Source organism: Paenibacillus silagei (assembly GCF_017874735.1).
Classification (GTDB): Bacteria; Bacillota; Bacilli; order Paenibacillales; family Paenibacillaceae; genus Paenibacillus_AQ; species Paenibacillus_AQ silagei.
Map to the genome: position 1 here is coordinate 67,587 of NZ_JAGGLV010000024.1, position 19,473 is coordinate 87,059.

The 19,473-nt window shown below is 56.7% G+C and carries 14 protein-coding genes; 11 read left to right on the forward strand and 3 right to left on the reverse strand.

Going from position 1 to position 19,473, the window contains the following annotated elements:
* Positions 1-556: 556 nt before the first annotated feature.
* Positions 557-1,816, forward strand: coding sequence for a tyrosine--tRNA ligase (gene tyrS, locus J2Z70_RS26625; RefSeq protein WP_209878223.1), 1,260 nt, complete (start codon positions 557-559; stop codon positions 1,814-1,816).
* Positions 1,817-2,605: 789 nt separating this feature from the next.
* On the opposite strand, the gene J2Z70_RS26630 is transcribed toward tyrS, so the two are convergent.
* Positions 2,606-3,094, reverse strand: coding sequence for a YfbM family protein (locus J2Z70_RS26630; protein WP_209878177.1), 489 nt, complete (start codon positions 3,092-3,094; stop codon positions 2,606-2,608).
* A gap of 42 nt (positions 3,095-3,136) precedes the next feature.
* Positions 3,137-3,322 (reverse strand): hypothetical protein, encoded by a 186-nt coding sequence (locus tag J2Z70_RS26635; RefSeq protein ID WP_209878179.1) that lies wholly within the window; start codon positions 3,320-3,322, stop codon positions 3,137-3,139.
* Positions 3,323-3,543: 221 nt separating this feature from the next.
* On the opposite strand from J2Z70_RS26635, the gene J2Z70_RS26640 reads away from it, so the two are divergent.
* Positions 3,544-4,575, forward strand: coding sequence for an FIST signal transduction protein (locus tag J2Z70_RS26640; protein ID WP_209878181.1), 1,032 nt, complete (start codon positions 3,544-3,546; stop codon positions 4,573-4,575).
* 17 nt (positions 4,576-4,592) lie between these two features.
* Positions 4,593-5,750 (forward strand): methyl-accepting chemotaxis protein, encoded by a 1,158-nt coding sequence (locus J2Z70_RS33770; protein ID WP_281068272.1) that lies wholly within the window; start codon positions 4,593-4,595, stop codon positions 5,748-5,750.
* A gap of 423 nt (positions 5,751-6,173) precedes the next feature.
* Here the strand turns inward: J2Z70_RS33770 and J2Z70_RS26650 are convergent, their stop codons facing one another.
* Entirely contained in the window at positions 6,174-8,162 is a 1,989-nt protein-coding gene (locus tag J2Z70_RS26650) for a beta-galactosidase (RefSeq protein ID WP_209878183.1), read from the reverse strand.
* A gap of 525 nt (positions 8,163-8,687) precedes the next feature.
* On the opposite strand from J2Z70_RS26650, the gene J2Z70_RS26655 reads away from it, so the two are divergent.
* From J2Z70_RS26655 to J2Z70_RS26690, 8 genes are all read left to right on the forward strand, one after another.
* Positions 8,688-9,659: an ABC transporter permease gene (locus tag J2Z70_RS26655; RefSeq protein WP_209878185.1), complete on the forward strand. Its 972-nt coding sequence runs from the start codon at positions 8,688-8,690 to the stop codon at positions 9,657-9,659.
* Between the two features lie 16 nt (positions 9,660-9,675).
* The gene (locus J2Z70_RS26660) at positions 9,676-10,560 is read left to right on the forward strand and encodes a carbohydrate ABC transporter permease (RefSeq protein ID WP_036722627.1); all 885 of its coding nucleotides are present in this window, start codon (positions 9,676-9,678) and stop codon (positions 10,558-10,560) included.
* 36 nt (positions 10,561-10,596) lie between these two features.
* Positions 10,597-12,204 (forward strand): extracellular solute-binding protein, encoded by a 1,608-nt coding sequence (locus J2Z70_RS26665; protein ID WP_209878227.1) that lies wholly within the window; start codon positions 10,597-10,599, stop codon positions 12,202-12,204.
* A 90-nt stretch (positions 12,205-12,294) separates the two neighbouring features.
* On the forward strand, positions 12,295-14,661 hold the full coding sequence (locus tag J2Z70_RS26670; protein ID WP_209878230.1) for an AraC family transcriptional regulator: 2,367 nt from the start codon (positions 12,295-12,297) through the stop codon (positions 14,659-14,661).
* Positions 14,662-14,780: 119 nt separating this feature from the next.
* Complete coding sequence (locus J2Z70_RS26675) at positions 14,781-17,741, forward strand: exo-rhamnogalacturonan lyase family protein (RefSeq protein ID WP_245368531.1); 2,961 nt, start codon at positions 14,781-14,783, stop codon at positions 17,739-17,741.
* Positions 17,713-17,868, forward strand: a complete 156-nt coding sequence (locus J2Z70_RS26680) for a hypothetical protein (protein ID WP_209878187.1) — start codon at positions 17,713-17,715, stop codon at positions 17,866-17,868. Before J2Z70_RS26675 ends, J2Z70_RS26680 begins: the two co-directional genes overlap by 29 nt.
* The gene (locus tag J2Z70_RS26685; RefSeq protein WP_209878189.1) at positions 17,849-18,544 is read left to right on the forward strand and encodes a DUF1961 family protein; all 696 of its coding nucleotides are present in this window, start codon (positions 17,849-17,851) and stop codon (positions 18,542-18,544) included. The genes J2Z70_RS26680 and J2Z70_RS26685 overlap by 20 nt, the downstream gene beginning before the upstream one ends.
* A gap of 113 nt (positions 18,545-18,657) precedes the next feature.
* Positions 18,658-19,458, forward strand: coding sequence for a polysaccharide deacetylase family protein (locus J2Z70_RS26690; protein WP_209878191.1), 801 nt, complete (start codon positions 18,658-18,660; stop codon positions 19,456-19,458).
* Positions 19,459-19,473 lie beyond the last annotated feature (15 nt).

Here is a 19,473-nt window from a genome sequence, read left to right on the forward strand (position 1 = left end):
TAATTTGTAATGTGCTTTGAAGAACGGTTTTTTCCTCTACCTAATGTATCACGGATTCAGGTGCATGTAACATTTTTCTCGCTGCCGGAGCAGGCGGTTTAGTTGCGGCGGTGCTCTGCATTGACAACCTTTTGCGGAGCGGCTATACTTTCTGTAATCTTATAGTTGATATACGTTGAACGAGCCAGTAGCAGCCTTGTCCCTGTTCCCAGAGAGCCGGGGGTCGATGGAACCCGGTACACACAAGCGGACTGCGAATTACGTCTCGGGAGTATCTTGGGTAATGCCAAGCGGAGCTAAGCGAACGATAACTCGCCTGAGAGTGGTATGGACCTGCGTGCAGCACTAGGTCTGTGCAATTTGGGTGGTAACACGGTTAATGATAATCGTCCCTGTGTCTGAATAGACAAGGGGGCGATTTTTTGTTGTCTGTGCGGTTTGCGGGCTGGATGAGTGGCGGGCTTAAGCTTCTGAGGCTGCTGCGGTAGGGCTGCTGTTTTTTTGACGGATACCAAGGGATATAGAACAATCACTTACACAAAAGGGGCTGTACATGTTGAACATTATCGACGAGCTATTGTGGCGCGATGCCATTAACCAGCAGACAGATGCGGACGGACTGCGTGAATTGACGGAGAGTAAGGCGGTGTCACTGTATTGCGGCGTGGACCCGACGGGCAACAGTATGCATATCGGCCACCTGATTCCGTTCATGGTGCTGCGGCGCTTCCAGCTGGCCGGTCACCGTCCGGTGATTCTGATCGGGGGAGCTACGGGAACGATTGGCGATCCGAGCGGACGTCAGAGTGAGCGCTCTTTGCAGACGCTGGAGCAGGTGCAGGAGAATGTGGATGCGCTGACGGCCCAGATGAAGAAGTTGTTCCTGACTGACAACGACAACCAGGTCCGGCTGGTCAACAACTATGATTGGACCAAGGATATGAACGTCATTGATTTCCTGCGTGATTTCGGCAAAAACTTCAGCATCAACACGATGCTCGCCAAGGATGTAGTCGCCAGCCGTCTGGACAGCGGCATCTCGTTCACGGAGTTTGCTTACCAGATTCTGCAGTCCATTGACTACCTGCACCTGTTCCAGAACGAGGATGTGCAGCTTCAGGTCGGCGGCTCGGACCAATGGGGCAATATTACGAGCGGCCTCGATCTGATCCGTAAAAAAGAAGGCAACGAAGCCAAAGCCTTCGGCCTGACCATTCCGCTCATGCTGAAGGCTGACGGTACGAAGTTCGGTAAAACCGCCGGCGGCGCCATCTGGCTCGATCCGAAGCAGACTACCCCTTACGAGTTCTACCAGTTCTGGGCGAACACCGATGACCGTGATGTGGTTAAATACCTGAAGTACTTCACCTTCCTGAGCAAGGAAGAGATTGAGGCGCTTGAGGAGAAGGTAGCCACTGAGCCGCATAAACGGGAAGCGCAAAAAGCGCTGGCCGAGGAAATGACCCGCTTCGTGCACAGCGAGGAGCTGCTGGAGCAGGCCAAACGTATCAGCGCGGCACTGTTCAGCGGCGATATCCGCTCCCTGACTGCGGACGAAATCGAGGAAGGCTTCAAGGAAATGCCGACCTTCACAGCGGGCACTGAGACCAAGAACATTGTAGACTGGCTGGTGGACCTGGGAGTGGAGCCATCCAAACGCCAGGCGCGTGAGGATATTACTAAAGGCGCAATCTCGATCAACGGGGAGCGTGTGAATGAGCTGGAGACGGAGATTACAGCTGCAGATGCCATCGGCGGCAAGTTCATCATCGTCCGCAAGGGCAAGAAGAATTACAGCCTGGTGAAGCTGGTCTAAGCGCAAGCTGCCGGGCGATGGGTTTGCGGAAGGCGAGTAGAGCGGGCCGGATGTTGAGCCAGATCTGGAGCGGTGTTAGGCTGGAGCGAGGCTGAGGGTGAACTGGAACGAGGTTGATGGTGGCTAGGGTGAGGTAGATTAGCTAGGGTGAGACAGAGATGAGTGAGGTTTGGCTAGATGAGCTAGAGTGAGACAGAAGAGTTAGATTTGGCTAGATTAGGTAGAGTGAGATAGATGAGTTAGGTTGAGCTAGATGAGCTAAAGTAAGATAGATGACTTAGGTTGAGCTAGAGTGAGAATGGTGTGAAGTAACTGAGTGATTGGGCTATCCCACTGTCAGCAGTGACAGGGATAGCCTTTTTTGGTGGTCGCGGAAGGTGAGACGGTCTCCCGCCTTCCTCCCCTGATCACCGTAGGCCGGAAGCGTGGCTGCGTCGTGAAATCACAGGGATAAATCCCTCTAATCTTGCTGGAAGTAGGCTAAATGAGGAAATCAAGTGTATAAATCCCTCTAATAGCTGCCGGGTGGGAAGAGGTAGGCCGATGAGGTGCACAAGTGCACCTGAATTTGGCGCAAGCGGCCGAAATGAGCAAATCAGGAGCATTAGTGCACCCGAATTCGGCACAAACGGCTGAAACGAGCAAATGAGGAGCATAAGTGCCCTTGATTTCGCCGAATGCGGGCTAGACACGGGAATCAGGGGCACAAATGCCCCTGAATTCAGCGCACGCACCTCACTCGCCATAAACCACCTAGTCCAGCGCGCCATCTGACGGGAGAGCCAGGCTTTAAAACAAATAAAAAATAATGCCTTTACCAGCAGCGACAGTCTGGCTGTAGAACCGCTGGATCTCGGTGAAGAACTGGAGCAGATAGGCAAAAAAAGCATCCGCATCATCGTCAGACACTGTATCAGGATCCAGCGGGTAGACCTCCTCCTCGGCCATGGTCCGGAAATCATAACGCAGGCGCAGCTGCGCTTCATCCAGCCGGAGAATAGCGTCAAGCGCTTCGGCCACTTGTCCGGCACGCAGGCAGAATGCCCCGTATGCCCCGAACTCGATGCCCTGGTCGGAGTGCAGCGGGACCACATATCCGAGCGGCGCTGGCCCATCCGATATATCACCGCAGAGCAGGTAGTGAATCCCCTCCCAGGTACGGTCGATATCCAGCCCCGGGTACTTGTCTATGTTCAAGCTCGCCAGCGGGGTGCTGCCTGCGGCAATTTGCTGCACCAGTTCATCTTCCATTGCAAAGTAATATCCGCGTATCGCCATTGAATCAGCCTTCCTTCCGTGGTGGGGATAGAGTAGTTGTACTTAATCCTCAAGCAGCGCAAGCTTGTCTTCGAGTTCAGTAATTTTAAGCCGGATAGCTTCTGCCCGGGGCTCGTCCTGCGCTTTCACCGCGACTGCCAATTCATCGGCAGCTATGCTGATCTGATATTCCAGATACGTGTAGTCGGATGCGGCGGCAGGATGGGTGGAGCGTTGGGAATAGGTCATATGCCGAGGCCTCTTTTCTGTGATCTGTGATATATTCATGATACAGGGTTTGCAGGAACGGCTCAACCTTGTTACATGGGAACCCGGCACAGGCTGCGACATTGTTCACAGACAATGAACCCGGTTCTGGTTTTACCATGAGTAGTATTGAAAATTATAACTTAATTTTTCAGTAACAGTATGCGGGAGAAATTTCCGCAAAGGAAGGTTTGGTATACATAATGATTGCTGTATCTTTTAACACCTTGGACGAGGCCAGGCACCATCTGGAGGAGCTGGATGTGAACCGTGGGCTGGTGCTGTTCGCTGCGGCTGCGGCTGTCCGGGAATTATCCCGTCATGCGCCTTCGCGGGCAGTATTGTGCTCAACCAAGGGGGAATATACTCCGCAGGGCTACCGCAGCGGCGTAATTACTGGTTTTGAATACGAAGCCGGTATAGCAGATATTGTGGGCATTCTGCACCCTCCCGTGCTTAGCGCAAGTACGCTGGAGATTGCTTACCGCAAGGTCCGGGGCAATCCGAATGCTTTTCTGATGCTGCTCTGTGACGGCACAGGCGGGATGGAAGAGATGCTGCTCTCCTCGCTGTATTTTATGGACCCCCAATTCAAGGTGATTGGCGGCAGTGCAGCTGACGATGAGCGCGGCGAGACTTACCTCTATATAGGAACCCGCCGGGTGCGGAACCTGGGGATTTATTTCAATATGCCTGACCGCATCGCCCTGATTAAAGAGAATATCTATATTCCGTCCGGAAAGACGCTGCTGGTGACAGAAGCCGATGTGTTCGGCAGACGGGTCTATTCCTTCAACGGGCGGCCTGCAGCCGGGGAATATGCGCGTGTCCTGGGCGTGCCGGAGAAGGAGCTGGCAGAGCATTTTCTGAGCAGCCCGCTGGGTAAAAGATACGAGGATGATCTGATCATAGCCTCCCCGAAGGCGGTTCATCCGGATGGCTCTGTCACATTTTACAGTCAGATTATGTCTAGTACTTATGTGGAGCTGCTGAGTTCAGCCGATCCGCTGGCAGTGCTGGAGGAGACGCTGGGCGGCAGTCCGTTCAAGCCTTCGTTTGTCCTCAATATTAACTGTACGCTGCGGGACCAGCTGTTTACACGGGACGGTCTTTGGGGAGATTTTGACGAGAAGATGCTTGGGTTCTGCGGCAACACTACAGGCTTCATCAGCTATGGAGAGCAATATTATACTAAGCATGCCAATCAGACTATGATTCTGCTGCTGGTTGAATAAGGGAGAGTTGAAATCGGATGGAGTGGTTAAGCAAACTGCGCACAGCTTGGGGGAGAACCTCCTCTGCTGAAGGCGTTCAAAGTCACAGTAATACAAGCGGGCTAGCGGAGAGAGCCATGGCAGAGCATGTGATCGCAGCTAAGGATACGGTCGCATCAACAGAAACGGTTATAGCAGAGGGAAAAGCCGCAGTGGAAGCAGGCACTAACGCACATGTACCTCACGGCGGTAACGATAGCGTAGAACCGTCTGCACACGCTTCAGGCACGGTGTCTTATGGGGAACATGCATATGCCCTAGCCGAGCAGATCCGCCTTGAGACTGAAGCTATCCTGAAGGAAGAGGCCCAACTGGTGGAGGACTTCGAGGCCTTGCGGGCAGGCGGCGGGGAGATGATCGGCCAAATCGCTGGGACTCAGCAGCTCCTTGAACATTTGAAGACCAACAACGGACAGACTGAAGATCTGATTAATGAAATGTATGGCAGCTTGTCCTACTCATCCAACAAAATCGAATTTGCCAAGGAAGCCAATATCCAGATCTCTGCGGAAATGCAGAAGGCCTCGGAGGTATTTACTGAGTTCGTTGCTTTGAATGAGGATCTGCGGGAGCATTTCCACAGCATTGAGCAGCTGGCCAAGATCATCACGGATATTGCCGAGCAGACGAATCTGCTCTCGCTGAATGCGGCGATTGAGGCGGCGCGGGCTGGTGAGCATGGACGCGGCTTCGCCGTTGTCTCCACGGAGATCCGCAAGCTTGCTGACAGCACCCGCAGCCATGTGAAGGAGATCATGGGTTCACTCTCAGGAATGACCCGCGTCATGGAGCAGATCCACAGCAAGTCCGGGGATGGAATGCTCGCGATGAACGAGACCACGGCGAAGATCGGTGAGTCCACCGTATATATGAATGAAATCGTAGTCGCGGAGGAGCAGGTCTTCGAGCATCTGGAGGCAATCCAGGAGTCCCAGGAGAGCAGCATGGAGGATGTGGAGCAGATCAATAGCGACCTGCTGCGTATTCTGGAGAAATCGGGCCAGGACACAGACCAGTTCCGTAAGCTGGTTCTTACCGTCCAGAAGAAGGCCGACCATTACCAGCAGCTGTTGAATCATCTGCATCAGATCGGGCTGCTCCAGCAGGCGGAAGAAGCAGAGAAGACTAACGTATAAGCAGATATGGTAAAAGGAAAAACACCCGGCGGCGGGAGTGAAGCTGCCGGGTGTTTTTGTGTTGTGTCCGGCATGGGCACAGGTAACACTCCTCTTGCTGGTGAAACACCGCTAAGGGGGAGGGGCCCAGCCAGCGTAAGCGTCACGCGCCGTATGACTAGACAACTCGCGTATGATACGGGAGGGAAAGAGTTGGATAAACTCCACCTGCTGAGCGAGAACCGCCCTCTGCCAGGACGGCAATTGGATAAACAGCACTTAAATGAACCCGTTTCCCCCAAACTGGCCTAAACGACCATAATTAGTTGTTGTTTATCCACTTGCTTCCGGAAATTCCTTGGAAACCAGCATAGCAAGCTGCGTTTTTCCACTTGTTTGCTGGGAGTCAGCGTTCTCCGCCATCGGCAGGAGGATGTTCCACTACTACAGCGAGATCAGCCTGTATTCATAAGCGCCAATGGGCAGCGGACCGGCGGGCACAGGAGTGCCGGTCAACACATCCTGCCCGCTGCGCGGCAGTGTGACGCTGCCTCCAAGGCCGTCCATGTTGACGAGCGTCCACAGCTCCCCGGCAGCGCCGCTTCTCGGGCAGAGAATGGTGCCCGGCGTGACATCAGTGCGCCGGGTGACTCCGGCCCGGGCGGCATAATGCTCAATCAGCGCGCATAGCTGCTTGTCGCCCTCGCCGCCCGAGGGCAGCGAGCCAAGCATGACGATGGCTCCCCGGCCATAGGGCTGCTCGGTCAGGTAGGCCAGGCCCGGCGTCCGGCCTTCCGTGATCATGCCGATCACGGTGGCTCCGCCCGGCAGCGGCTCGAACACCGCGCTCCACAGCGACAGCGGCGCGGAGCAGCCGAAGGCCTCCCCGATGCTGCCCGTCCCCTCCATCGGGTAGACGAAGGTAGTCTTCACTCCGGCGCAGCGCTCCAGTTCCCCCAGCGCAGCATCTGTATGCAGGGTATGCTCGGCGGTGCGGCCTCCGCTAAGCGGGCCAACGATCCAGATGCCGCCAGCCGCGGTGAAGGCGAGCGCCCGCGCCATGTATTCCGGCGACAGATAATGGACAAAAGGCGTGAACAGCAGCTTATAGCCGCTTAAATCGCCGCCTTCCGGCAGCAGGTCACGGTGAATCCCCAGATCGAGAATCCGTCTGTAAAAGTCCCCCAGCAGGGAACGGTAGTTCAGCTGCCGGTGCGGCTCCGTGGCCAGGAACGCCTTGGCCCGGTCCGAATAAGTAATCGCCACCTCGGCCTGCACTGGCCGGGTATTCAGCATGTGCGGCTCGATCCGCAGCCTGGCGGCGGAAGCTGTGCGCACATTGTCATACCCGAGCGCAGGCTGGCCCCAGGCGCTGATAATCGAGCTGTGCGTCTGCTCGCTGCCCGTGCGCTGCTGCCGCCACAGCCAGTAGCAGAAGGCGCCCGCCCCTAGCGCATAGGCGGCCACAGCTTCGGCGGTAAGATAGCCGTCCGGGTGCGGCTCGCCGTAGCTTGTTAGCGAAGCGGCATAGGCCGGGCCGGTCTCCATCAGCCAGAAATCCCGCCCGGGCTTGAACCCGCGCCACAGATCACAGTTCAGCAGATAAGCGTGCCTGTTGGCCTGAGAGGCGTAGGTGTCGAACGAAGCGAAATCAAGCTCCCGGAACAGCTGCTCATTGTCCAGATGAAAAGGGACATTGCTATTGTGCGTGATCGGAGATGCGGAATAGCGGCGGATGATCGCCGCCTGTTCCCCTGCGAACTCCGCAACCTTCTCCATCTGGAACAGCCGGTACTGGGTGACGAGCGATGAATTATGCAGAAAAGGCGTAGCCACCGGCTGCGGCACCTGATCGAACCGCTGGTAGGTGTGGCTCCACACGCCGGTTCCCCACGCTACATTCAGCTCGCCGATGCTACCGTAACGGTGCTCCAGCCACTCATGCCACAGGGAGCGGCAGGACCCGCACATGCATTCCGCCACATGTGCCTTCAACTCGTTGTCGAGCTGCCAGGCAACTAGGCCGGGGAGCTGCCCCAGCACCCGGGCCAGTTCTTCCGTAATTACCGCAGCCCGCTGTCGGAAATAAGGGTTATTCGTGCAGACATGCTGTCTGGACCCGTGGCTCATCACCGCCCCGTCTGCCCGGATGTGTAGACGCTCCGGGTGCCCGTGGGTCAGCCAGACCGGCGGGGTCGCGGTCGGCGTACACATGACCGTATCGATGCCATGGGCATGGAGCTGCCGGATATGCTCAGCGAACGGCCGGACATCGATGGAGTCTTCCTCCGGCTCCAGCAGCGACCAGATGAATTCGCCCATGCGTACCAGATTAATCCCGGTCTCCTGCATGAGCTGAAGATCCTGCTGCCGCTCAGCTTCTCCCCACAGCTCCGGGTACCATGCGGCACCGTAATATAGCTTTTGCTTCATTCTTTTGACCTCCTTGAAACAGCCCCACACGGGTTCTGTATGATCTTATCTTTCTATTCCCCATCCCTAAGCTATATAGTTTGAACTTGAAAACATAAATTTTGGGAGGAGTGGCGGAAGGGAATTTTGGAGCTGCATTAGCGGTAGCGACCGCCTGAAAGCTTTCCGCAGGAAAGCTCGCATCGTAAGCATCAGCTGTCTGCGGATTTCAACCGTTAAAAACGGTATATATCAAGTAATCTGCAGACAACAGCGGCCGGAAGCCCAAAACTTCTCTGGAGTCACGGATATCCCATACTGAGTACTTACAAGGTTTAATTTATATAGTGTCCGCCCCCCCACGGCAATAGTAAAGTTTTGCCGGTTTTGGACTTTATTGCGGAAGCGGCGCAGAAGGCGTTCAAAGCGCTGTCCAAAAAGTCCGATTGCCGGAAAAATACCCGCCAACCATAATAGAAAGCGCAGCCACGGCAATGTAGTGAAGTGTAGTAGCGAGGCTGCTTATCCATACGGAGGTGAATGTCAATGAAGCAAGGAGCGGCATTGGGGGCAGCAGAGGTAAGCGCAGGTACAAGCTTCCGCCGCAGCAGGCGCGAGCAGCGCTTCAGACGTCTGAAGCGGGACAAATGGCTTTACATTCTGCTCAGCCCCGGACTCCTGTATTTCCTGCTGTTCAAATATGTGCCGATGTGGGGAGTGCTGCTCGCCTTTAAGGATTATCAGCCTTTTCTGGGCTTTTGGAAGAGCGGCTGGGTCGGCCTGGAGCATTTCCGCACGTTTTTTCAGAACCCTGATTTCTTCATGCTGCTGCGCAATACGCTGGTGCTGTCGCTGTATAATCTGGTGTTCTTTTTCCCGGCACCGATTATTCTGGCGCTGCTGCTCAATGAGATCCGGTTCTCCTTCTATAAAAGGACGATACAGACGCTGATCTATGTGCCTCACTTCATCTCGATGGTCATCGTCGCCAGTATCTCCTACGTGTTCCTTACGACACAGGGCGGTGCGGTCAACGAATTCCTGTTCACGTTCACCGGGCGCAAGATCGATTTCCTCGCCAGTCCCGACTGGTTCCGCCCGATGATTATTCTGCAGACCATCTGGAAGGAATGCGGCTGGGGGACGATTATTTTCCTCGCTGCTCTGGCCGGTGTCGATGTGGAGCAATATGAAGCAGCCGTGGTGGACGGGGCCAGCCGCTGGCGTCAGACCTGGCATATTACGCTGCCCGCGATCCGCAGTACGATTGTCATTCTGCTGATTCTGCGGATGGGCACGATTCTGGATAACGGCTTCGAGCAGATCTATCTGATGATGAATGCGCTGAACCGTGAGGTGGCGGAGGTCTTTGATACTTATGTGTATGCGCTGGGGATTACCCAGGGAGCGTTCAGCTACAGCACCGCCGTCGGCTTGTTCAAATCGGTCATCGGGGTCGTGCTGGTGCTCGGCACCAACTGGCTCGCCAAGAAGTCGGGCGAATCCGGATTATATTGAAAAGGAGGCATTATGTGTGGCTAAACGTTACCGCAGCGCCGGAGAGATCACCTTTGACGTCTTTAATTACGTGGTGCTGGGCATCATCGGGATCGCAGCCATCCTGCCGTTCCTGTTTGTAGTCGCCGGTTCCTTCGCCACCGAGGCGGAAATTACGAAGCGCGCTGTCTTTTTGATTCCGACGACGATCTCGCTGGACGCCTACCGGTTTATTTTCTCCACAGATACCATTGTCCGGAGCATCGGGGTGTCGCTGTACGTGACAGTGATCGGGACGGCAGTCAATTTGTTCTTCACGGTTACCATGGCGTATCCGATGGCGAAGCGGTACCTGATGGGCCGCAATCTGATCCTCAATCTGGTCATCTTCACCATGCTGTTCGGGGGCGGGATGATTCCCACCTATCTGGTGATCCGCGAGCTGCATCTGCTCGATACGCTGAATGCCTTGATTCTTCCGGGGGCGATCAGCGCCTTCAATCTGATTATTGTGAAGAACTTCTTCCAGGAGCTTCCGGCCGAGATGGAGGAGGCGGCACGCATCGACGGCTGTACGGAGCTGGGGCTGCTGTGGAGGATTGTGCTGCCGCTGTCGAAGCCGGTGCTGGCGACGTTCACGCTCTTTTATGCGGTCGGACACTGGAATAACTTCTTCTCGGCGCTGCTCTATATTAATGATCCATCCAAGTGGCCGCTCCAGGTGATGCTGCGTCAGATCGTCATGCTGTCCCAGTCGGCAGCGGGGGATCTCAGCTCCATGGACCCCAATTTCGTGCAGCCGCCGGAGCAGTCGATCAAAATGGCCGTCATCGTGGTCGGCACCTTGCCGATTATGTGCGTGTATCCGTTTCTGCAGAAGCATTTTGCCAAAGGGGTGATGCTGGGTTCAGTCAAAGGGTAAGCGGTTAGTCAACATATAAAGGGAGGCCAAGTGATGATGAAGATGAAGCGGAGCCAAGGTTCACGGTCTGTGAAAAAAGGGTTGTTCATGCTGCTGGCTATGATTATGATTCTAAGTGTATTGTCCGGCTGCGGCGGGAATGGGGAGAATACGGGAGCAGGACAGAAGGAGACTGCCGGGGATAGCGGGAAGGCGGACGGAACCGCCAAGGCTGAGGAGCCGCTTGCGCTGACATTGATGCTGCCGATTTTCAAAACCAATTATCCGAAGGACGGCAGTCCGGTCGCCGCCAAGCTGGAGGAGCTGACGAACACCAAAATCCATTTCGAATGGGTGCCGAATGCATCCTATGCCGACAAATTTAACATTACGCTCGCTTCCGGCAAGCTGCCTGATATTATGTATGTAGGTGACGTGAAAGCGTCCAGCTTCGTCAATGCGGCCAGATCCGGCGCTTTCTGGGAGGTGGGTCCGTATCTCAAGGATTATCCGAATCTCAGCGGGGCGAAGGAGGTTATTCTGAATAACTCGGCCATCGACGGCAAGAATTACGGAATCTACAGAGGGCGGGCGCTGGGACGCAACGGTGTGGTGTTCCGCAAGGACTGGATGGAGAAGCTGGGGCTTGAGAACCCGAAGACCGTGGACGATTTCTATAATATGCTGCGAGCGTTCAAGGAGCAGGACCCGGACGGCAACGGCCAGGCGGATACGTATGGCATGGTGCTGGTCAAGTGGACCGGCCAGTGGGCCAGCGGCTTCGATACGATGAAGCTGTGGTTCGGAGCACCGAACAAGTGGGGTGTGCAGGAAGGGAAGCTTGTGCCTGAGCATGAATACCCCGGTTATTTGGAAGCGCTTAAATTCATGAAAAAGCTGTACGATGAGCAGCTGATCAACGCCGACTTCGCGGTGATGGACAGCTCTAAATGGAATGATCCGGTCGTCAACAACAAGGCCGGCGTCATTGTCGATGTGGTCGATAACGCGGCCCGGCTGGATGACAAGATTCATGCCGCTCTGCAAAAGGAAGGCAAAGACGAGCCGGAACGCCATTATATGGATGTCATCGGCGGTGTGAGCGGAGCGGACGGCGCGCTGCATACGCTTCCGACCTCGGGCTTCTCCGGCATGCTGGCGATTCCGAAGTCCTCGGTCAAAACCGAGGAGGAGCTGAAGCGGGTGCTGACCTTCCTGGACCGGCTGAATGACGAGGATCTGCAGACGATGCTGAACTATGGGATTGAAGGCGTGCATTACAAGCTGGTAGACGGATATATCGAACGCTCCAGCGATACCGTTCTGCTGGAATCGGAAGTGGAAGGCCTGAACCAGATGCTGCCGTTCATTCCTGAGGACAAGGCGAAGCAGGTGAAGCAGACGCCGCTGCGGCTGAAGCAGACTGAGGTACAGAAGACGAATGAAGCGACGATTGTGACCAATCCCGCCGAAGCGCTGATCTCGGCAGTCTATACGCAAAAGGGCTCGCAGCTCGATAACGTGATCAACGATGCGCGCATCAAATTTATTGTCGGCCAGATCGATGAGGCCGGGTTGAAGTCCGCTTTTGAGGTATGGCGGAAGACTGGCGGAGATGAGCTTGTGAAGGAAATGAATGAATTGTACGCCTCAGGCGGCAAGTAAAGTCCGGTCCTGCTCCAGTCTCCGGCCGGTCTGTCCCCGCTGCGGCTGCATGGCGGCAACTCTAAACTAAGGATTCGGCTGGTGAAACGAATGGAGAATGAAGCGGCAGGAGCACGGAACAGGTATACCGGAGGCCGGGCGGGACGCAAGGGCCGGTATTACCGCAATAATCTCATTATTGTGCTGATCGTCTCGTCCATTCCCGGGCTGATCATTGGACTGCTGGTTTACTTTATGGCCGGGGGAAGTTTGGAAAAGGAGCTGCTCCGGATGCATAACCGGCAGATTGAGCAGCGGGCGGACAACATTAATGATCAATTGTCCAATCTGGAGCTGATGCTGGCCCATTGGGCGTTCGATCCGAAGTTCGACTACGGACTGAGCAACATGGATTTCACCCGGAATCATGAACGGGCCTGGGATATTACGAAGACGCTGGTAGTCATGCAGGGTTCCAATTCCATGGTGCGGCAGGTTGAGCTGTATTTGGCCGGTAATCAGCCGGTACGCTTCGGCACGGAGTACGGGACGTTGTCTGCGGAGGAGGAAGTGCTGTACGGGAAGCTGCTGAAGCAGGAGCGGAGCACGTACTGGACGGAATGGGCTTTTGATCCGGTGAACCCGGAGCAGAAGGAGCTGACGCTGGTGCACCATATCCCCGGCGGCAGCCGGGAGCCCTTCGGGGCGCTGCTGCTGCGGATGGATACAGAGAAGGTATCCGCGATGCTGCGGACCATGACCCCGTACAACACGGGGGAGGTGTTCATGGAGCAGAAATCCGGCGGACTGTTCATCTCGGGGGGCGGGATGGATGCGCCTACGCCGCTGGTTACGGCGCTGCGGACGGCGATTACAGCCAAAGGCAGCCAGGATAGCGGATCCTTTTTGTATGACTGGAATGGGGTTACTTATGCGGTGACCTACGGTAATTTCTCGCGGATTGCCAGCGAATGGCGGTATGTGTCGGCTTCTCCGATCTCCAGCGTAACCTCTCCAGTGGTCTGGCTGTCCCGGATGATTATCCTGGTCAGCTTGTGCGCCTTGCTGCTGGCGGCGTTCCTGTCCTGGATTGCTTCCCGCAGAATCTATTCGCCGGTCCGCCGCCTGCTTCAGACGCTGCTCCCTGAGCATGCGGCCTCCGGGGACCGGGTGGATGAGCTGACGCTGATCGAGCGGCACTGGCAGAACCTGCACGGACAGCAGCATGCTCTCCAGTACACGCTCTCGGAGCAGCTTCCGCATGTGCAGCAGAGCTTCCTGCACCAGCTGTTCCAGGGGTATCTGTATGCCTATTCCGAACAGGATCTTCAGAGCCGGATGAAGCAGTATAAGTGGGAAGTGGAGAACTGTACGTTCGTGGTGCTGTATATCCAATTGACCGGAATCTCCAGCCTGGAGGCCAAGTTCCGCAGCGGCGACGAGAGTCTGGTGTCGTTCGCGGCCGTCAATATTACCTTGGAGCTTGCCCGTGAGCATTTCGGCCGGGCGGAGACGGTCAATCTGCATGACCTTACCTCCGGTATGCTGCTGATGGAACCGGGAAGCGGCCCTGATCCGGCCCGCGTGGGCGCCTTCGGTGAAGAGCTGGCGGCTACCTTGAGCCGGATGCTTAAGCTGCAGGCCACGGTGGCGTACAGTGCAAGGATTGGGAGCATCTCCGCGATTCCGCGGGCGTTCGAGGCGGCGAAGCAGGCGGCCAGCCACAGCAGATACGGAGGCGGGAACCAGATCATCAGCCTGGAGCAGCTGGAGCGGGAGGGGCAGGGCGCCCCATTGCCGCAGTATTCCTTCGCGCTGGAGCGCGGGCTGATTCAGGCGCTGCGGACCGGCGAAGCAGAGGAGGCGGACCGGCTGCTGGAGGAATTCCTGGAGACGCTCTCCGCAGGCGGCGCGAAGGTGATCGACGTACAGCAGGGCATGCTGCATCTGCTCGGCGCAATTCTTCATGCGGTGCTGGAGGCCGGGATGGCCCAGAGCCAGTTATTCGGCGGCAGGAATCTGTATGCCAGTCTCTCGCAGATTCATGAGCCGGGGCTGATTCTCTCCTGGTTCCGCACGCAGGTCATCGCCCCCTTCCTGAAGGAGCTGTGTGAACGGTCGGACGCCGGAATAAGAAGGACGATTGATCAGGCGATGCTATACATTCAGCAGCATTATATGGACAATATCTCGCTGGACAGCTGTGCGGATTATACAGGGACCAGCCCTTTTCTGCTCAGCAAATCGTTCAAGCGGGTCACCGGGCAGAATTTCATCGATTATGTAACGGAACTGCGGCTCACCAAGGCGAAGGAGCTGCTGCGGGACACCGATCTGAAGATGAACGATGTCGCCTTGCAGGTCGGCTATCAGCAGAGCTATTTCAACCGGATTTTCAAAAAACAGGAGGACATCACGCCGACACGTTACCGTGAGCTGAGCCGGCAGGAGGGGGAGAAGGAGAACGGGACCCGGTAATCAGGGACCGGCTCCAGAATGACTGCGGCTCACTTCCTGTGATCCCGGCGTCCACAAGCCTCCTGCTCCGGGAACGGTTCATTCGTCCGGGTGATGTCCCATCAAGGAGATGACAGAAGATGACCTCTTTATCCTCAGCCTTGCCGGTCCACTTACGGTGGCTGAACCCGCCTGCTATGGCTGCGGGAGTGACCTGGGGGGTTCCCTGGTCCAAGGGCGATCTGAAGCGCGGCGAACTGGACGCGCTATGTCTTAGCGGAGCAGACGATGGCTCCTGTCTGCCGCTGCAGAGCCGCCCGGCTGCGTATTGGCCGGACGGCAGCATCAAATGGTCTTTGCATTCTGCCGTATGCCCTGAAGGGAATACGGCAGGATATACGCTGGAACGCTCTTCCAGGCAGAGCGCTGTGTCCGCAGCCTTCCGGGTATCCGTGGAAGAGACGGAAGAAGCTTATATTGTCGATACCGGCAGTATCGTATGCACCTTGGTCAAGCATGGTCCGGGCGTGATCTCGCGGATTATCCGCCGGGACACGGCGGAATCCGGGGGAGCGGACGGCGATCATGGATATTATGGAGCTGCGGAGGCGGGGTTGGGATCTGGTGCAGGTGCTGAGGTGAGTGCAGGTGTTGATGATAGTGTAGTTGTTGAGGTGAGTGTAGGCGCTGATGTGGGTGCGGGTGCTGAGGTGAGTGCAGGTGTTGATGAGAGCGCAGATGCTGAGATAAGTGCGGGTGCGGGCATGAGTGCAGCTACGGATGTTATTGCGGAATCAGTCGGTGCAACTACATCCGCAGCGCGGCAGCCCTGCACAGCAGAGCAACTGGTGTGCAGCGGCAGCGAGCTGGTCTGCCTCCGCGAGCAGCGTGACATCCTCAGCGGGGAGCTGACACTGCGGCAGGAGCGGTTCACCGGAGTGACGCTGAAGGCCAGTCTGGAGGAGCGGGGACCGGTGCGTGCCGTGATCCGGCTGGACGGGCGGCATAGAAGCACAAAGGGAGCCAGGGAATGGCTTCCTTATACTTTGCGGCTCTATTTCTATGCCGGGCTTGCGTCTATTCGGCTGGTGCATACCTTCCATTATGACGGCAACCCGCAGCAGGATTTCATCAAGGGGTTGGGCCTGCTGTTCAAGGTGCCGCTCAGCGGTCCGCTGTATAACCGCCATGTCCGGCTGGCGGGCGGCGGGGGAATCTTCAGCGAATCCCCCAAGACGCTCCAGACCCGCAGAACCCGGGGCAAATATGCCGGGATGTTCGCCGGGCAGCTCGAAGGGCAGAGCCAGCACTTCGATCCCGTGGAGGATGCCTATTTCACCAGCCTGCTTCAGGATTCTGCGGTATGGGAGGATTTCCGGCTAGTGCAGGATTCTTCTGAACATTATGCCGTTCACAAGCGTACAGGAGCGGATTGCGTCTGGATTAAGGGCGCTGAAGGCCGGAGGGCCGGAGGACTTGGCTATATTGGCTGTGACGGAGGAGGTCTGGCTGCCGGAGTGAAGGATTTCTGGCAGAAGCATCCGTCCGGGCTGGAGATCAGCGGCACCTCCGGCGCGGAAGCGGCGTTAACCGTCTGGTTCTGGACGCCGGAAGCTCCGGGCATGGACCTGCGCCACTACGATACGAAGACGCATGTTGAGTCCTCCTATGAAGGTGCGGAGGAGCTGAGGGCAACCCCTTACGGCATCGCCAATACGAACGAGCTGATCTTGTGGTGTACCTTGCGGACGCCGGATTCCGGGCAGCTTCGGCAGATGCAGCAGCAGGTTAATGAACCCCCGCTGCTAGTCTGTGAACCCGAATATTATCACCGCAGCCGGGCGTTTGGACTGTGGAGCCTGCCGGACCGCAGCACGCCAGTCAAGGCGTACCTGGAGGAGCGGCTGGACGGGATTATCGGCTTTTACCAGAAGGAGATTGAGCAGCGGAAGTGGTATGGCCTGTGGGATTACGGCGACTTCATGCACAGCTATGATTCTGTCCGCCATGTCTGGAATTATGATCTGGGCGGCTGTGCCTGGCAGAATGCCGAGCTGGTGCCGAATATGTGGCTGTGGGTGAGCTTCCTGCGGACCGGACGCGCGGATATTTACCGGATGGCCGAGGCGATGACCCGGCATACCAGCGAGGTGGATGTGTATCATTTCGGGGAATATGCGGGTCTTGGCTCCCGGCATAATGTCGTACACTGGGGCTGCGGCTGCAAGGAAGCGCGGATTGCCATGGCCGGACTGCACCGCTATTACTATTATCTGACCGGTGATGAGCGGACGGGCGACATCATGGACAGTGTGAAGGATGCGGATTATTCCACGGTAAATCTGGACCCGATGCGGGCTTATTTTGCGAAGGATGAATTCAAGACGCATGTGCGCGTGGGGCCGGATTGGGCCGCGTTCAGCTCGGGTTGGATGACCCGCTGGGAACGTTATGAGGATACCTTTTACCGTGACAAAATCCTAACTGGCATCGATTGCATCAAAGCAACCAATCTGCGGCTGATCTCCGGTCCAACCTATGGTTACGATCCAGCAACGGGAATTCTCAGTCCCATGGGCGACGATAACTGGGGCCGGCATCTGGCGATCTGCATGGGCGGGCCGCAGGTATGGTTCGAGCTGGCGATGATGCTGGAGGACCCGGAGTGGGAGGACATGCTCGCTGAGTTCGGTGTCTTCTATAACTTGCCGGAAGAAGAGCAGCAGCTTAGATCCGGGGGAGCGATTACAGGCAAGCAGCGCTTCGAGCATCCGGTGCTGAGTGTGGCTATTGCCGCCTACGGCGCATGGGTCAAGGATGACCGCGCTACGGCGGAGCTTTGCTGGAGCATATTGCTTGAGAATCCGTTCGGGAAGCTACGGCTGGAGGAGGAAGTGAAGCGGGTTACGTATACAGAAGCGCTCGATGAGATTGACTGGATAAATACGAATGAAGCCTCGCAGTGGTCGCTGAATACGATCATTGCGCTGGAGCTGATTGCTGAAGCTCTGCCTGCACGTGAAGGAGTGTCGGGAGCGGGTGATGCAGCTAGTGCCTTAGCTAATGCGGAAGATGGCGGAAGTGCTAGGGATGGCGCGTGAGCTGGTGAGGAAGCTGGTTCAGGAACTGGTTCAGAAGCTGGGATTAGTGCGAGGGCTGGTGCCAGAATTGACAAGCGTGCGGGTGCCGGGAAAGGAGATGTGGTTCAATGATTACGCAGCAGGCTGATGCAGGTGTTCCTGAGGGCTGGCGGGAGATCTACCACAATACGCTGGAGGGTTCCGCACAGGTGGAAGGCTTCCGTATGGAAGGCGATGGCGCAGTTACTTTTCCGCAGGGACGGTTAAGGCTTGAGAGCACCCGCGGGGCTGAGGAAGGACAGAAAGCGAATGTGGTTTTCTGGTGCCCTGAGGTTTTTCCGGCGGAGCTTGCCGTCTCCTGGAGATTCCGTCCGCTGCGGGAGCCGGGGCTGGCCATTCTGTTCTTCGCGGCTGCCGGTGCCGGGGGCAAGGATCTGTTCGACCCGTCCCTGCCGGTCCGCACGGGCGAATATGACCAGTATCATCATGGGGAGATGGATGCCTATCATATCTCGTATTTTCGCCGGATGTGGGAGGAGGAGCGGGCTTTTCACACCTGTAATCTGCGCAAAAGCTACGGCTTCCACCTTGTCGCCCAAGGCGCTGATCCGCTCCCGGATACCGCCGATATGACCGAGGCCTACCGGATGCTGGTGGTGAAGCGGGGAGCCGCTGTGACTTTTTCCATCAATGAATTGCCGGTGCTGCATTGGGTGGATGATGGCTCTTCCTTCGGTCCGCTGCTCGGCGCAGGCCGACTAGGCTTCCGCCAGATGGCCCCGCTGATTGCCGAATATAGCGATCTGATTGTCTATGCTCCGTGAGGCCGCAGGCTGGGCGGATGAACATATGCGTCCACTCCAAACATTCTCTGGAGTCACGGCTATCCCATAACAGAAAATATACAAGTTCAATTTACGAAGGAGGCTTAACTGCAATGCCGGGAGTGTATTACTGCTATCCGCAAGGCCGTCATAAGGCGCTGACCATGAGCTATGATGATGGACGGCGGGCAGATGAACGGCTGGTAGGCCTGTTCAATCAGTATGGAATCAAGGGCAGCTTCCATCTGAATTCAGGGCTGCTTGGCGAAGGGGACCGTATCAGGGCGGACGAGGTTGCGGCTCTCTACCACGGACATGAGGTCAGCGTGCATACGCGGAGTCATCCGACGCTGGCGCGCTGCCCGCAGGAGCTGGTCGTGGAGGAAATTATGGAGGACCGCAGGGTGCTGGAAGGGCTGGTCCGCCAGCCTGTGCGGGGGATGTCTTACCCGAACGGCTCCTATACGCAGGAGATCAAGGCGCTGCTGCCGCATCTGGGCATTGAATATGCCCGAACGGTGCAGTCTACCGGCGGGTTCGCTCTCCCGGAGGACTGGCTGGACTGGCAGGCGACCTGTCATCATAACCGGGAGCTGCTGACTCACGGGGAGGCTTTTGTGGGGCTGCATAAGCGACAGTATCTGTACCTGATGTATGTCTGGGGACATAGCTACGAGTTCGACAATGACAACAACTGGGACCTGATGGAGCGCTTCTGCGCCATGGCGGGCGGACGCGGCGACATCTGGTATGCGACGAATCTGGAGCTGGTGCATTACATGAAGGCTTGCCGGGAGTTGCTGTTCTCGGCGGCGAGGGACTTTGTCTATAATCCGGGAGCGGCTGCTGTCTGGCTCGAGGTTGACGGTACGGCAGTCGAGGTGCCCGGGGGACAGACTGTGGATCTGGGCTGATACAGAACAGGGATA